The 16098-nt window shown below is 74.6% G+C and carries 10 protein-coding genes; 7 read left to right on the top strand and 3 right to left on the bottom strand.

The genetic code is table 11. The features are described 5' to 3' along the window. The 3 genes from GTY84_RS05220 to glgB all read left to right on the top strand — a co-directional run. A partial coding sequence (locus tag GTY84_RS05220; protein ID WP_237532074.1) for an alpha-glucosidase C-terminal domain-containing protein occupies positions 1-702 on the top strand: 702 nt, incomplete at its 5' end. A 28-nt stretch (positions 703-730) separates the two neighbouring features. Then, on the top strand, positions 731-2101 hold the full coding sequence (locus GTY84_RS05215; RefSeq protein WP_161224913.1) for a maltokinase: 1371 nt from the start codon (positions 731-733) through the stop codon (positions 2099-2101). A 2-nt stretch (positions 2102-2103) separates the two neighbouring features. After that, entirely contained in the window at positions 2104-4332 is a 2229-nt protein-coding gene (gene glgB, locus GTY84_RS05210; RefSeq protein WP_161224912.1) for a 1,4-alpha-glucan branching enzyme, read from the top strand. Positions 4333-4627: 295 nt separating this feature from the next. Here the strand turns inward: glgB and GTY84_RS05205 are convergent, their stop codons facing one another. Next, a complete protein-coding gene (locus tag GTY84_RS05205; protein ID WP_161224911.1) occupies positions 4628-4861 on the bottom strand; it encodes a DUF6480 family protein in 234 nt (77 codons plus the stop codon). A 149-nt stretch (positions 4862-5010) separates the two neighbouring features. Here GTY84_RS05205 and GTY84_RS05200 point away from each other — a divergent pair, with 149 nt between their 5' ends. Both GTY84_RS05200 and GTY84_RS05195 read left to right on the top strand, forming a co-directional pair. Continuing rightward, positions 5011-6912, top strand: a complete 1902-nt coding sequence (locus tag GTY84_RS05200) for an AMP-dependent synthetase/ligase (RefSeq protein WP_161224910.1) — start codon at positions 5011-5013, stop codon at positions 6910-6912. Positions 6913-7316: 404 nt separating this feature from the next. After that, positions 7317-7751 (top strand): ATP-binding protein, encoded by a 435-nt coding sequence (locus GTY84_RS05195; RefSeq protein WP_161224909.1) that lies wholly within the window; start codon positions 7317-7319, stop codon positions 7749-7751. A 410-nt stretch (positions 7752-8161) separates the two neighbouring features. Here the strand turns inward: GTY84_RS05195 and GTY84_RS05190 are convergent, their stop codons facing one another. Then, complete coding sequence (locus GTY84_RS05190; RefSeq protein ID WP_161224908.1) at positions 8162-8641, bottom strand: ATP-binding protein; 480 nt, start codon at positions 8639-8641, stop codon at positions 8162-8164. A 46-nt stretch (positions 8642-8687) separates the two neighbouring features. Continuing rightward, on the bottom strand, positions 8688-9059 hold the full coding sequence (locus GTY84_RS05185; RefSeq protein WP_161224907.1) for a PRC-barrel domain containing protein: 372 nt from the start codon (positions 9057-9059) through the stop codon (positions 8688-8690). 402 nt (positions 9060-9461) lie between these two features. Here GTY84_RS05185 and GTY84_RS05180 point away from each other — a divergent pair, with 402 nt between their 5' ends. Next, positions 9462-13460, top strand: a complete 3999-nt coding sequence (locus GTY84_RS05180) for a HAMP domain-containing protein (protein WP_202549960.1) — start codon at positions 9462-9464, stop codon at positions 13458-13460. Further along, the gene (locus tag GTY84_RS05175; RefSeq protein ID WP_237532073.1) at positions 13457-16012 is read left to right on the top strand and encodes a SpoIIE family protein phosphatase; all 2556 of its coding nucleotides are present in this window, start codon (positions 13457-13459) and stop codon (positions 16010-16012) included. The genes GTY84_RS05180 and GTY84_RS05175 overlap by 4 nt, the downstream gene beginning before the upstream one ends. Positions 16013-16098 lie beyond the last annotated feature (86 nt).

Genomic DNA, 16098 nt, shown 5'->3' with positions numbered 1-16098 from the left:
GAAGAACGCGACTACATGTACGCGGAATACGCCAAAGACCCCCGCATGCGCGCCAACATCGGCATCCGCCGCCGCCTCGCCCCCCTCCTCGACAACGACCGCAACCAGATCCAGCTCTTCACCGCCCTCCTCCTCTCCCTCCCCGGCTCACCGATCCTCTACTACGGCGACGANATCGGCATGGGCGACAACATCTGGCTCGGCGACCGCGACGCCGTCCGCACCCCCATGCAATGGACCCCCGACCGCAACGCCGGATTCTCCTCCTGCGACCCCGGCCGCCTCTGCCTCCCCACGATCATGGACCCCGTCCACGGCTACCAGGTCACCAACGTCGAAGCCGCCATGGCCTCCCCCTCCTCCCTGCTCCACTGGACCCGCCGCATGATCGAAATCCGCAGACAGAACCCCGCCTTCGGCCTCGGCACCTACACCGAACTCCCCTCCACCAACCCCTCCGTCCTCGCCTTCCTCCGCCACCACGACGACGACCTCGTCCTCTGCGTCCACAACTTCTCCCGCTCCGCCCAACCCACCGAACTGGACCTGCGCGAGTTCGCGGGCCGTCACCCGGTCGAGCTGTTCGGCGGCGTCCGCTTCCCCGCCGTCGGTGAGCTGCCGTACCTGCTGACCCTCGGGGGTCACGGCTTCTACTGGTTCCGGCTCACCCGAGTCGCATCCCGCATCGGCCGCGGCGCGTGAGCGCGGGCCGAGGAGAGGACGCGTCACCATGCCGAAGACCGCACCCCTGCGCCCCGGAACCGCGCACCCGGCGGAACCGGCGGTCCCCGCGGCCCCGCTCGGCGCGCTGCTGAGGGAATGGCTGCCGCGACAGCGCTGGTTCGCGGGCAAGGACCGGCCCGTGACCGAGATCGGCCTGCTGTCGATGACGGAGCTGTTCCCCGGCTGTCTGCACCTGCTGGTGCGCACCGGGCACGGCACCGTGCCCGCACCGGGCGGCACCCTCCCGGCCGGGGACTGCTACCAACTGCTGCTCGGCGTGCGCGAAGGCCCCGCGCCCCGGCTCGGCCCGGCCCTGATCGGACGGGTCGAGGACGGCCCGCTGGCCGGACGGACCGTCTACGACGCCCTGCACGACCCGCGCGCCGCCCATCTGCTCCTGGAACGACTGCGCCGCCCCGGTACGGCCGGCCCGCTGCGCTTCGAGTGCGATCCGGCGCGCCCCGTCCCCGGCGGGCTCCCGCCGCGCGTCCTGGACGCCGAGCAGTCCAACTCCTCGCTGGTCTACGGCGACGCGTACATCCTGAAGGTGTTCCGGCGCATCCAGCCCGGCGTCAACCCCGATCTGGAGGTTCCGGGCGCGCTGGCCCGGCAGGGCTGCGACCGGGTCCCGGCACCCGTCGCCTGGCTGCGCACCACCCGTCCGTTCGAGGCGACGCTCGGGGTGCTCCAGCCGTTCCTGCCGGACGCCCGCGACGGCTGGTCCCTCGCCCTGGAGGCGCTGGCCTCCGGTGACGACTTCACCGGCCGGGCGCACCAGTTGGGCGTGGCCACCGCCGAGGTGCACCTGGCGCTGGCGGCCGCCTTCCCCTCGGGACCCGCCGGGGAGAACGGACCGACGGCGGCGGCCATGACCGAACGGCTGACCGCCGCCGCGCACTGCGTACCGGCCCTGCGGCCCCATGTCCCGGGACTCCGCGCGGCCTTCTCGGCGCTCACCACCTGCGACCCCGGACCGCCGGCCCAGCGCGTCCACGGGGACCTGCACCTGGGCCAGGTGCTCCGGGCGGGACGGGACTGGTTCGTCATCGACTTCGAGGGCGAGCCGTCCCGCCCGCTGGACGAGCGACGCGACGCCCACTCCCCCGTGCGGGACATCGCCGGGATGCTGCGCTCCTTCGACTACGCGGCGCGGCAGAGCCGCCCGTGGCGTCCCGAGTGGGCGCGCCGCTGCCGGGAGGCGTACTGCGCGGGCTACGCGGCGCGGGCCGGCTGGGACCCCCGCAAGAAACACGGACTGCTGCGCGCCCACGAGACGGACCGCGCGGTCTACGAGGTGCTGTACGAGGCCCGGCACCGCCCCGACTGGCTTCCCGTACCCATGGCGGCGATCGAACGACTCGCCGTGAGAGGAGACTGACCGTGGCCCTCCACGACACCGCGCTGCCCGAGCCGTCCGGCCCCGTCCCGTCCACCGCCGGTGCCCCCGGGGCGGCGACGGCACCGCCGCTGGACCCGGCCGACCGGGGGCGGCTCCTTTCGGGCTCCCACCACGACCCGCACGCCCTGCTCGGCGCCCACCCGGTCCCCGGCGGTGTCGCCTTCCGGGCGCTGCGCCCCTTCGCGCGCGGGGTGAGCGTGGTCGTGGGCGGCGAGCGGCACACCCTGGCCCCAGAGGGGGACGGGCTCTTCTCCGCTGTGCTGCCGCTGCCCCGCGTCCCCGGCTACACGCTGGTGGTGGCGTACGAGGAGGGGGAGCACGAGGTCCACGACCCGTACCGCTTCCTGCCCGCCCTGGGCGAGCTGGACCTGCACCTGATCGGCGAGGGCCGGCACGAACGGCTGTGGCGGGCCCTCGGCGCCGAGCCCATGGTCCACGACGGGGTGGCCGGGACCCGGTTCGCCGTCTGGGCGCCGAACGCGCGGGGCGTGCGGGTGGCCGGGGACTTCGCGCACTGGGACGGCACGGCGTTCCCGATGCGCTCGCTGGGCTCGTCCGGGGTGTGGGAGCTGTTCCTGCCGGGCGTCGGCGAGGGCACCCGGTACAAGTTCGAGATCCACTCTCGGTACGGGCAGCGGTTCCTCAAGGCCGACCCGATGGCGCGGGCCGCGCAGGAGCCGCCGGACACCGCGTCCGTGGTGACCGCCTCCCACTACACGTGGGGCGACGCCGACTGGATGCGGGCCCGGGGCGAGGTGCCGGTGCACGAGGCGCCGTTCTCGGTGTACGAGGTGCACCTGCCGTCGTGGCGCCCGGGGCTCGGCTACCGGGAGCTGGCCGAGGCGCTGCCCGCGTACGTCCGGGACCTGGGGTTCACCCATGTCGAGCTGATGCCGGTGGCCGAGCACCCCTACGGCCCCTCCTGGGGCTACCAGGTCACCGGCTTCTACGCGCCCACGGCCCGGCTGGGCTCGCCGGACGACTTCCGGTTCCTGGTCGACTCCCTGCACCGGGCGGGCATCGGCGTGATCATGGACTGGGTGCCGGCGCACTTCCCCAAGGACGACTGGGCGCTGGCCCGTTTCGACGGGGACCCGCTGTACGAGCCCGGTGACCCGCGGCGGGCCGAGCACCCGGACTGGGGCACGTACACCTTCGACCTCGCCCGGACCGAGGTGCGCAACTTCCTCGTCGCCAACGCCGTGTACTGGTGCGAGGAGTTCCATGTCGACGGGCTGCGGGTGGACGCGGTCGCCTCGATGCTCTACCTGGACTACTCGCGCGACTCCGGGCAGTGGGAGCCGAACGCGCACGGCGGCCGGGAGGACCTGGCGGCGGTGGCGTTCCTCCAGGAGATGAACGCCACCGTCTACCGGCGCTGCCCCGGGGTGGTGACCATCGCGGAGGAGTCCACCGCGTGGGGCGGGGTGACCCGGCCGACCGACACCGGCGGGCTGGGCTTCGGCCTGAAGTGGAACATGGGCTGGATGCACGACTCGCTGGAGTACGCCGCCCACGAGCCGGTGCACCGCAGGTACCACCACCACGGGATGACGTTCTCCATGGTGTACGCGTACAGCGAGAACTACGTGCTGCCGATCTCCCACGACGAGGTGGTGCATGGCAAGCGGGCGCTGGTGTCGAAGATGCCGGGCGACTGGTGGCAGCGGCGGGCCACCACCCGGGCGTACCTTGGCTTCATGTGGGCCCATCCCGGCAAGCAGCTGCTGTTCATGGGACAGGAGTTCGCCCAGGGCGCCGAGTGGTCGCAGGAGCACGGGCCGGAGTGGTGGCTGCTGGACGAGGCGTACCACTCGGCGGGCGACCACCGGGGGGTCCAGGACCTCGTCCGGGACCTCAACGCCCGCTACCGGGGGACGCCCGCGCTCTGGCAGCGCGACACCGATCCGGGCGGCTTCCGGTGGGTCGCGGTCGACGCGGCGGAGGACAACGTCTTCGCGTTCCTGCGGTTCGCCGCGGACGGCTCCCCGCTGCTGGCGGTGTCCGGCTTCTCGCCGGTCGTGCGGCACGACTACGCGCTCGCCGTCCCCGGCGGGTCCGCCCTCTGGCGGGAGGTCCTCAACACGGACGACACCCGGTACGGCGGCAGCGGGGTGAGCTGCTCCGGTCCGGTCGGGGCGGAGGACGGCGTACTGCGGATCACGCTGCCCCCGCTGGCCACGGTGTGGCTGGCGCCGGGCGCCGGGTGAGGCCCGGCGGAGGTGGGGCCCGGCGGAGGTGGGGCCGCGCGGCCCCGGCACCGCGGAGTTCCGGGACACCTCGGAGGGGCCGGGCACCGGGAGGCCGGGCGTGGTGCCCCGGAGCGGCGGGCCGGAGCCGTCCACGGCCGCGCCGGGGCCGCTCGGGGTGGCCGGAGCCCGGCCGAGGACGGCAGGAGCCGACCAGGGGTGGCCGGTGGCCGAGCGGGGACGGGCGGGAGCCGGCCGGGTCGGGCGCGAACCGATCGGGGACGGCCGGGGGCCGATCGGGGGTGGGCGGAGGCCGTCAGCGGATCAGGGCCAGGGCGTAGCCCACGCAGCCCGCGGCGAAGACGACCACCACGGCCAGGATCAGCGTCAGCGGCCCCTTGCTCCATCCCTTCGTCGGATTGTGCGCGTCGCTCGGGCCCGCGCCGGGCAGACTGCTCTCCGCGGGCGGGGTCTCCCCGGGCGGTACGCCGCCGCCGGGCTCGAGTCCGGTGGTGCTCGCGGGGTCGGGATCGGGGTTCGTGTGGCTCATGCCCCACGAGTCCCCCGATCCCGCCGGATCACCGGGCCGGCAACACGTTCCTCCCTCCGGCTCCCCGCCCGCGCCCGGCTGAGCTAGATTCGGCCACGCAGCCGACGTACCCCCCGGCGGTGTCCCCTTCCGTACCCCAGGAGCAGCGCATGCACGACCCCGCTCTCGCTCCGGCGGCCCCGCCCCTGGCCGGTTCGCTCGCCGACAGCGTCTTCGAGACGGCGGCCCGCACCCCCGCGCTGCCCGTGCTCGCGCGCCGCCCCGGGCCGTCCGGCAGCGGGTGGCTGCCGGTGACGGCGGCCGAGTTCCGCGACGAGGTGGTCGGTCTGGCCAGGGGGCTGATCGCGGCGGGGGTCGCGCTGGGCGGGCGGGTCGCGATCCTCGCCCGGACCCGCTACGAGTGGACGGTGTTCTGCCACGCGCTGTGGGCGGTGGGCGCCGAGGTGGTGCCCGTCCATCCGACTGCGCCGCGCGATCACGTCGAGCGCGTGCTGCGCGACACCGGCTGTGTCGCGGTGGTCGTCGAGGACGAGCAGAGCGTGATGACGGTCGGCTCGGTGCTCTCCTCGCTGCCGGCCCTGCGCCACGTCTGGCAGCTGGACGCGGGCGCGCTGGAGACCCTGACGGCGCGCGGCACGTACATCCCGGCGACGACGGTGGACTCGCTGCGCCGCGTGGTGCTGCCCGAGGCGACCGCGGCCGTCGTGCACACCTCGGGCACCTCCGGCCCCGCCCTGGGCTGCGCGCTGAGCCACCGCAACCTGGCGGGCCCCTGCGACACCCTGCTCGCCGCCTGGGGCGACGCGGCGACGCCCGGCGGGCAGGGCTCGGTCCTGGCCTTCCTGCCCCTCTCCCACGTGGACGGCCTGCTGGTGCAGTCCCTGGCCGTGCGCGGCGGGATGGTGCTGGGGCACGAGCCGGAGCCGGACGAGGAGGCGCTCGCCGCGGCGCTGCGCTCCTTCCGCCCGACCCATCTGCACGGCGCGCCGTCCGTCTTCGAGAAGCTCTACAAGACCTTCCTGCGCGACGCCCGGCGGGCGGGCCGCGGGGCCCTGTTCGAGCGGGCCGCGGTCACGGCGCGGGACCTCGCCACCGCCCAGGAGCGCCGCCGGCTCGGCCGCGGGCCGGGACCCGGACTGGATCTGCGCCTCCAGCACGCCGTGTACGACCGCGCCGTGTACCGCAGGCTGCGCGAGGCGCTGGGCGGCAGGGTGCGCCGCGCCACCTCCGCGGGCTCCCCGCTCGGCCGTGAACTGGCCCTGTTCTACGAGGGCGTCGGCGTCCCCGTGCACGACGGCTACGGGCTGACGGAGACCGCCGGTCCGGTCACCGCTCAGCCGCCGGGCCGGGAGAAGGCCGGCACGGTGGGCCGGGCCCTGCCCGGCTCCGAGGTCCGGGTGGCCGACGACGGGGAGATCCTGGTGCGCGGCCCGTCGGTGTTCCGCGGCCACCCCGGCGACGGGGACGCGGCTGGCCGGCTGCTCCACGACGGCTGGCTGGCCACCGGGGACCTGGGGCGGATCGACGAGGACGGCTGTCTGACGGTCGTCGGGCGCAAGCGGGACACCATCGTCACCAGCGGCGGACGGGCCGTGTCCCCGGCGCCGCTGGAGGAGCGGCTGAGGGCGCATCCGCTGGTGCACCAGGCGATGGTGGTCGGCGACGGCCGGCCGTGCGTCGGCGCGCTGATCACGCTGGACCCAGGCTTCCTGACGCAGTGGCGGGCGGGCCTGGCGCTGCCCGGCGACGCGTCCGCGCGGGCGGCGCGGGAGGAGAACGCGCTGCGCGACGAGATCGGGCGGGCGGTCGCGGCGGCCAACAGCGCCGTGCCGGGGCCGGAGGCGATCCGGGTCTTCCGGGTGCTGCCCGCGCCGTTCGACGTGGCGGGAGGGCTGCTGACGCCGTCGCTGAAGCCGCGGCGGGAGGAGATCACCCGCGCCTACGCCTTCGAGATCGACGCGATGTACGAGGCGCGCCAGCGCCGCCGCACCGACCCCGGGCCGAGGGACCCGCTGGGTCCCGACGATTCGGACAACGTGTTCCAGCGCTGACCCCGGCGCCCCGCCCCCACGCGGACCGCCCGCCCCGTCCCGCCGGTGGCCGGTGGGACGGTGAGGTGTGTGCGCCGCCCCGTCCCCGGCGGTCGACGTCCCGGCGGTCGACGTCCCGGCCGGTGGTCCTCCGTGACGGTGGTCGCCACCGGCTCCGGGCCTCCGCGACCGCCCGCCACCCCCGTCCGCGCCTCTCCCGTGCTCCCCCACCGTGACCCTGCGTCGGCCCCGACCGTGCCCGGCGGCCCCGCCCCCGCCGCGGTGACCGGACCCTCATCGGCACCGTCCCAGTCCGCCGGGTGCCGGACGGGGGCGCGTAGGCTCCGCCGGTCCGGGAACTAAGCAACGGAGGGGGCGCAGGAGAGAGAACGACGCCCGGCAGGTGGCCGGGCCGGGAAGGCGAGATGGCAGCCGAGTCGCGTTGGGACAGGACACTGGCTTCCGAGGAGATCACGAACCGCACCGCACGCTTCACCGGAGAACTGCACAACGTGACCGGGGCCCGCCTCGTCGCGGAGGAGTTCCTCGGCGACCTGGCCCGCCGGTCACCGCCCTCGGCGCCCGAGCACTGGGACGACATCCTGCTCGTCGTCACCGAGTTGGCGGCCAACGCCGTGCAGTACGCGCCGGGACCGTTCGAACTGCGGCTGCGGCGGACCTTCGACGGGGTGCACGTGGTGATGCACGACACCAGCGCGACCGTACCCGCGCCGCGTCCCTTCCATCCGAGCAGCGGGGGCGGCGGGATCGGCTGGCACCTGATCCACACCCTCTCCGATCAGGTCAGCGTCGTACCCGGGCAACGGGGCAAGGACATCCACGTGTTCCTGCCCTGGTGAGGGGCACGGCGGAACGGGCGTCGCGGTGCCGGGGGTTCCTCCGGTGACCGCGGCGGCCCCCGGTCGGGCGCGGGGTACCGCCGGCGCGTGACCCGAACCATGGCTCCGGTGCGCGCTCCCCGTCGGCAGCGCCCCGGGCATGCCGCTCCGGCACATGGGGTCCGCCGCGCGGGCTCCGGTGCGCGCGATTCCGGTGCGCGGTGAACACGTACGGCCGGCGGTGTCCGCGCTCCGGGCGGCGGACGATCCGGCCTCGACGCGCCCGCGAGCCGTCACCGTCCTCCCTGGGTCCGGGCCGCGCCGCCCCTGCCGTCCGGGCCGCCACGCGCTCCGTTCCGTCCGTGCGCCCCGGGCCGCCGAGCGTCCCACTGCCGGCCCGGGGCCGCGCCGCGCACTCCGCCCGCCGCGGACTAGGACTTCCCCGCGCCCGGCCCGGCGGACCGGACCGGTACCAGGACGGAGATCGTCTTGCCGCCCGCCGGGCGCGGCACGACCGCGACCTCCCGTGCCAGCCGGACCACCAGGGGCCAGCCGTAGCCGCTCCCCCGGTGCTCGGTGGGGAACGCCCGCGCCGCGCGGGGCTCCGCCGCGCTGTGGTCGTGGACGGCGACCCACACTCCGTCCGCGGTGGCCCGCGCCTCGAACCCGGCCAGTCCCCCGCCGTGCCGGATGGCGTTGGTGACCAGTTCGGACACGACGAGCAGCAGATCGATGACGTCCTCGGCGCGGGCCCCGCCCCGGTGGCCGTCCCACTCCGCGCGCACCACCGACTCCACGTACGCCCGCGCGGCGGCGGCGCTCGTGACGGCGCCCGCCGCCCGAGCCCCGCGCGGCCCGGCACCGGGTGCGGTACCGGGCGCGGCCGTGGTGATCCCGTCGGTTGGTTCCATGTCGGTGGTTCCCCTGGTCTCCGCCGTGCTGTCGTTCGGCACCGGCTCAGTCCGCGGTGCTCTCCCGCGGGGGCAGGCGGTGATAGTAGTCGCCCACGGCCGTCAGGTATCCCCGGTCCATCGTCTCGCTGTCGGTGCGGAACCGGGGCGCGGCCTTGACCTCGGCCCGGGTGCAGGCGACCGTGACGGTGCGGGCGACGGGGTCGACCCCGCCGACGACGCCCGCCGGTATGAGCACACTGCGGCCGAAGACCCAGACGCCAGTGTCGACGACGAGGTGCGGCATGCCGAAGTGCTCGGCCTGTCGGTCCACGTGGCCGATGGTCCCGTCGCTCGCGACGACGTCGTACCCCGTCAGATCCGTCCGTTCCGGACGGCCGATGTCCGCCGGATACGACCAGACGCTCTCCTTCGGCACGCTGCCCCTTCCCTCCCGCGTGGATGACGACCGGCGGTCCGGACGGCCGCCGGGGCCGCTCCGGCCCCCGCTGCGCGCGGGCCGGGCTCCACCACGGCGACTACCCGGAGCGGGCCGCCGCATTCGGGGCGGCCGCAGGACGGGCGCGGGAAATCCGGCCGAGTACCCCTCCCGCGTCGAAACATGCACCCGGGAAGGGACGGGAAGGAGGCTGTCCGGACGGGAGATCACCGCTTTGGTGGGGGACCCGCGGCCGGGTTAGCCTCTGGCGTATTTTTCTGATCGGGCGGCTCCGCCGAACTGCGGAGAGGCCGAAGCAAACAGGCCGGTTTCGCCCGGCCGCGCCGAGGGGCGGCCGCCCGGGGGCGCGGCGGGCTCCTGGGGAGCGGAACGAGGGTGCGCATGACCAGCGACAGCACCGGAAGTGTCGACGCGGCTCCGGCCGATCAGGAGTTGCGGCGGCTCCTCGCGGGGCTGACGGCCGTGCGGGACGGGGACTTCGGCACCCGGCTGCCCGCCGACGCGGACGGGCTGATGGGCGACATCGCCACCGTCTTCAACGGCATGGTGGACCAGTTGTCGGTGTTCACCTCCGAGGTCACCCGGGTCGCCCGGGAGGTCGGCACGGAGGGCACGCTCGGCGGCCAGGCGCGGGTACCGGGGGTCTCGGGCACCTGGGCCGACCTGACGGACTCGGTCAACGCCATGGCGGGCAATCTCACCACCCAGGTGCGGGACATCGCGCAGGTGGCGACGGCGGTCGCCAAGGGCGACCTGTCCCAGAAGATCGACGTGGACGCGCGCGGCGAGATCCTGGAGCTCAAGAACACCATCAACACCATGGTCGACCAGCTCTCCGCCTTCGCCGACGAGGTCACCCGCGTCGCCCGCGAGGTCGGCACCGACGGGCGGCTCGGCGGCCAGGCCGACGTGCAGGACGTCCGGGGGACCTGGCGGGACCTCACCGACTCGGTCAACTTCATGGCCGGCAATCTNACCANCCAGGTGCGNNACNTCGCNCAGGTGGCNACGGCGGTCGCCAAGGGCGACCTGTCCCAGAAGATCACCGTCGACGCGCGCGGCGAGATCCTGGAGCTCAAGAACACCATCAACACCATGGTCGACCAGCTCTCCGCCTTCGCCGACGAGGTCACCCGCGTCGCCCGCGAGGTCGGCACGGCCGGCAACCTGGGGGGCCAGGCGCAGGTGCGGGGGGTCTCCGGCACCTGGAAGGACCTGACCGACAACGTCAACGTGATGGCGTCCAACCTGACGGGCCAGGTGCGCTCCATCGCCCAGGTGGCCACCGCCGTGGCGCGCGGCGACCTCTCGCAGCGGATCACGGTCGAGGCCAAGGGCGAGGTCGCGGCGCTGGCGGACGTGATCAACACCATGGTCGACACGCTGTCCGCGTTCGCGGACGAGGTCACCCGGGTGGCCCGCGAGGTCGGCACCGAGGGGCGGCTCGGCGGCCAGGCGCACGTGCCCAACGTGGCCGGCACCTGGAAGGACCTCACCGACAACGTCAACTCGATGGCCAACAACCTCACCGGCCAGGTCCGCAACATCGCGCTGGTGACGACGGCGGTGGCGCGCGGCGACCTGTCGAAGAAGATCGACGTGGACGCGCGCGGCGAGATCCTGGAGCTGAAGACGACGATCAACACCATGGTCGACCAGCTCTCCGCCTTCGCCGACGAGGTCACCCGCGTCGCCCGCGAGGTCGGCACCGAGGGGCGGCTCGGCGGCCAGGCCGAGGTGGAGGGCGTCTCCGGCACCTGGAAGCGGCTCACCGAGAACGTCAACGAGCTGGCCGGGAACCTCACCCGCCAGGTCCGGGCCATCGCCGAGGTGACCTCGGCCGTCGCCGAGGGCGATCTGACGCGCTCCATCAACGTGGAGGCGTCCGGCGAGGTCGCGGAGCTGAAGGACAACATCAACGCGATGGTGGAGTCGCTGCGCGAGACCACCCGGGCCAACCAGGAGCAGGACTGGCTCAAGACCAACCTGGCCAGGATCTCCGGGCTGATGCAGGGCCACCGGGACCTGCCGGTGGTGGCCGAGCTGATCATGGACGAGCTGGTGCCCCTGGTCTCCGCGCAGTACGGCGCCTTCTACCTCGCGGAGGACGCCCCCGGCGGCCCCGAGCTGCGACTGGTCGGCTCCTACGGCTACCCGGAGGAGACCGACCGGCCCACCCGGATCGCCTTCGGCCGCACCCTGGTCGGCCAGACGGCGCGCAGCCGGCGCACCATCGTGGTGGACGGGCTGCCGCCGGGCTACGTGACGATCTCCTCGGGGCTCGGACACGTGGTGCCGACGGCGCTGGTGCTGGTGCCCATCGTGGTCGAGGGCCAGGTCCTCGGGGTGATCGAGCTGGCCTCGGTGGCCCCGTTCACCCCGATCCACCGGGACTTCCTGGAACAGCTCATGGAGACCATCGGCGTCAACGTGAACACCATCGTGGCCAACGCCCGCACCGACGAGCTGCTGGCCGAGTCCCAGCGGCTGACCGCAGAACTCCAGGCGCGGTCGACGGAGTTGCAGGTGCAGCAGGACGAACTCCAGCGTTCCAACGCCGAGCTGGAGGACAAGGCGTCGCTGCTGGCCGCGCAGAACCGGGACATCGAGGCGAAGAACCTCCAGATCGAGCAGGCCCGGCAGGAACTGGAGGCCCGCGCACAGCAGTTGTCGCTCGCCTCGAAGTACAAGTCGGAGTTCCTGGCCAACATGAGCCACGAGCTGCGCACCCCGCTGAACAGCCTGCTGATCCTGGCCCAGCTGCTCGCCCAGAACCCGTCGCGGAACCTGACGCCGAAGCAGGTCGAGTACGCGGGGATCATCCACTCGGCGGGCTCGGACCTGCTCCAGTTGATCAACGACATCCTCGACCTGTCCAAGGTCGAGGCGGGCAAGATGGACGTCTCCCCGGAGCGGGTGACGCTGCGCCAGCTCATCGAGTACGTCGAGGCCACCTTCCGGCCCATGACGACGCAGAAGGGGCTGCGGTTCACGGTGACCACGGCCGCGGGGGCGCCCGCGGACCTGCTCACCGACGACTCCCGGCTGCGCCAGGTGCTGCGCAACCTGCTGTCCAACGCGGTGAAGTTCACCGAGCAGGGCAGTGTGGAGCTGGCCGTCGAACCCGCCCCGGACGACGGGGTCCCGGCCGGGGTGGTGCGCGGTGGCGCGGTGGTCGCCTTCCGGGTGCGGGACACCGGCATCGGCATCCCCGAGCAGAACCTGGAGTCGATCTTCGGGGCCTTCCAGCAGGCGGACGGCACCACCAGCCGCAAGTACGGGGGCACCGGGCTCGGCCTGTCCATCACCCGGGAGATCGCGCAGTTGCTGGGCGGCGCCGTCACGGTGGAGAGCGTGCCGGACCGGGGCAGCACGTTCACGCTGTTCCTGCCGGTGGCGCGGCCCGACTTCGAGGACGTGCTGCGGCACGCGCCGGGCGCGGAGCAGCCATCCGTCGAGTCGTCCGACGGCGGCCCGGCCGGGGCGGTGGCGCTGCCCGAGCCGGCCTCCGGGCAGCGGCAGCGTCCCCGGCGCCTGCTGGTGGTGGAGGAGCGGCCGCGCGGACTGCTGACGCTGGTGGCGGAGAGCGTGGTGGCGGACCTCTCGCACGGACGGGACGACACCGGGGTCCGGCCCCCGCTCGACGTGATCACCGCGATCGGGGCGCAGGAGGCCGCCGGGGCGCTGGCCGCCGAGCCGTGCCACTGCGTGGTGCTGGAGCTGGGCATGCGGGACGGCGAGGCGTCCCGGTTCCTGGGTGCGCTGCGCGGTGACTCGGGGCTGGCGAGCGTGCCGGTGCTGGTGCACAGCGGGCACCGGGCGGACGCGGAGCTGGAGGAGCGGCTGCGCTCCGGTACGGGCGGCGGGGCGCTGGAGTTCCTGTCCAGCCTGGACGAGCTGCGCGAGCGCATCGCCCTGCACCTGGCCGCCGAGGAACCGGGCGACGTGCTCACCCTGGTGCGGCACGAGGACCCGGCGCCGCACGTGGCGCAGTCGGCGGACGCGCCCGACGGACGGACCGTTCTGGTGGTCGACGACGACGCGCGCAACCTGTTCGCGCTCAGCGGCATCCTGGAGCTGCACGGCTTCCGGGTGCTGCACGCGGAGAACGGCCGCCGGGGCATCGAGACGCTGCTCGGCCATCCGGAGGTCGCGCTGGTGCTGATGGACGTGATGATGCCGGAGATGGACGGCTACACGGCGACGGCCGAGATCCGCCGGATGCCGCGCTACGCCGAGCTGCCGATCATCGCCGTCACCGCGAAGGCGATGCCGGGCGACCGGGAGAAGAGCCTCGCCTCGGGTGCCAGCGACTACGTCACCAAACCCGTGGACACCCAGGACCTCGTCGCCTGTGTGCGCCGCTGGCTGCCCGCATGAGCGCCCCCGGACACCCCCGAGGGCCCCGGCCCGGCTCGGAGACACCGGGCTCGGAGACACCCGGCGGGAACCCCCGCGGGACGGAGGTCCCCGGCGCGGAGCCAAACGCCCCGGCGACGGCGGCCCCGGCGACCGGCCGACCGGGTCCCGGCGGCGCGGACGCCGTCCTCCCGGCCCGGCCGGGAGGAGCCGCGCCGCTGTCACCGGTGGGCCGGCTGGCGGCCACGGTGGACCGGCTCAGCCGCGAGGTGCGGGCCGCCCAGGCGGAGGCCGAGGGGCGGGCCCTGATCGAGCTGGCCAAGGGCATCCTGGTGGAGCGGCTGCGGTGCGGACCGGCGCAGGCCGCCCGGCAACTGGCCGAGCTGGCCGAGCAGTCCCAGGTGACCCCGCTGGCGTTCGCGGTCGAGGTCATCAACCAGGCCGCCCGGGACCGGATGTCGGAGGTGACCGAGGCGTTCCTCGCGGCCACCTCCGCCGACGCCCACCGCGACCGGGCCGACGTCACCGCGGAGACCCCGGCGGGGTCGGCGGCCGTGCGGCTGCGGGCGGCCGAGAGCGGCGCGCTGGCCGCCGACGACACCCAGGCCGTGGCCGACGCCCTGCTGGAGCAGGCGCTGCGCCCCCTCGGCGCGGCCGCCGTCGCCATCTGGGCGGCCGGTTCCGACGGCTCGCTCACGCTGGCGGGCAGCGCCGGGTTCTCCCCGGCGGAGGCCGCCCGCTGGCGGTACGTGCCGCCGGACGTGACCACCGTCGCCCGCACCGGGCTGACCGAGCGCTCCGGCCAGTGGATCGGCTCGCTCGCCCGGACCGGCCCGCCCAGCGTGGGCCGCCACCAGTACCCGGACGGGGGCCGGGTCGCCCTGCCCGCCGGGACGGGGGGCCGCATCCACGGGGTGCTGGAGATCGTCTGGCCGGGCCCGCTGCCGCCCCGTCCGCCGCAGGTGGTGCGCCAGCTGGAGGCGCTGGCCGAGCTGTGCGCGCACACCCTGGAGTCGTACTCCCCGCCCCCGGGCACCGGCTCCGAGCCCCGGGTGATGCCGGACGCGGCCGAGCTGATGGACCTGGCCGACGGGCTGCACGACCCGGCCCTGGTCCTGGTGCCGTACCTGGACGTCTCCGGGCAGCTCGCGGACTTCCGCATCCAGCACGTGAACAAGCGCTTCCTGGACCCCGCCGGACGGCCGCGCGCCGTGGTCGGCGGGGCGCTGCTGCTGGAGGCCTTCCCGATGGCCGCCGGGGAGAGCGAGCTGTTCCGCAGCGTGGAGCGGGTGTACGCGACCGGGGAGGCGTTCCGGGCACGGCGGATGAACCTGACGGCGCTGGTGGACCAGGTGCCGCTGTCGGCGGTCGCGGACATCAGCATCAGCCGGCACGGCAACGCGGTCCTGCTCATCTGGCGGATCGAGGACGAGACCGCGCGACTGGCCAGCCTGCTCCAGCACGCCCAGCGCCTGGGGCGGATCGGCGGCTTCGAGGAGAACCTGCTCACCGCCGAGATCACCTGGAACGGCCAGCTCTTCGACCTCTACGGGCGGCCCCGGTCGAGCGTGCCGGTGCCGCTGGAGCGGTTGGCCGCGCACACGCACCCGGACGACGCGGTGGCCATCGGCCGCTTCCTGCGCACCCTGCTGCACCACCGCAGGCCCGCGTCCGCGGCGTTCCGGCTCCAGCGGCCGGAGGGGGTGACGCGGCACGTGCGGGTGGTGGCGGAGCCGGTGCTGGACACCGACGACCGGCTGCTGGTGGTGCGCGGCGCCTATCAGGACATCTCGGCGCAGCACTGGACGGAGGTGGCGCTGGCCGCCACCCGTGACCAGCTGGCCCAGTCCGAGCAGCAGGCCATCGAGCGCAACAGGCTGACGCTCCAGTTGCAGCACGCCATCATGCCGCCGGCCCAGACGCCGCTGACCGTCCCCGGGCTCCAGGTGGCAGTGCGCTACCGGCCCGCGGAGACCGAGCAGCTGGTGGGCGGCGACTGGTACGACGCGGTGATGCTGCCGAGCGGGCGGGTGCTGCTGTGCGTCGGCGACGTGGCCGGGCACGGCATAGAGGCCGCTACCAGCATGGTGGTGCTGCGCAACGCGCTGCGCGGGCTGGCGGTGACCGGGGCCGGACCCGGTCAGCTGCTGTCCTGGCTCAACATCGTGGCGCACCACCTGACGGGCGGGGTGACCGCGACGGCGGTGTGCGGACTGTACGACCCGGACCGCCGGACGCTGCGCTGGGCCAGGGCGGGGCACCTGCCGCCGGTGCTGGTCCGCGACGCGGCGGCGGAGCCGCTGCCGCTGGTGCGGGGCATGCTGCTGGGCGCGGTGCCCGAGGCGGCGTACGAGGAGGACGAGGCGCAGCTCGCCGCCGAGGACACCCTGCTGATGTACACCGACGGTCTGATCGAGCGCCGGGACCGGTCGGTGGAGGAGTCGCTGACCCATCTGCTGAGCACCGCGCGGCAGCGGCCGAACACGCTGGACCAGCACCTGGACCGGCTGCTCACCTACAGCAGGTCGGACACGGACGACGACACGTGCCTGGTGGGGATCCGGGTCGGGTGACGTATGAGCCGGGGATCGGGGGGTAGACGCGGAGCGCGATGGGCACCGCGCGCGGTGCCCACCGGGGCGGGAGAGTGCCCCGGCCG

Origin of the sequence: Streptomyces sp. SID8352 (assembly GCF_009862265.1) — a bacterium.
Lineage (GTDB): Bacteria > Actinomycetota > Actinomycetes > Streptomycetales > Streptomycetaceae > Streptomyces.
The sequence above is the reverse complement of the archived record's forward strand: the minus strand, read 5'-3'. Positions and strand labels throughout refer to the sequence as shown.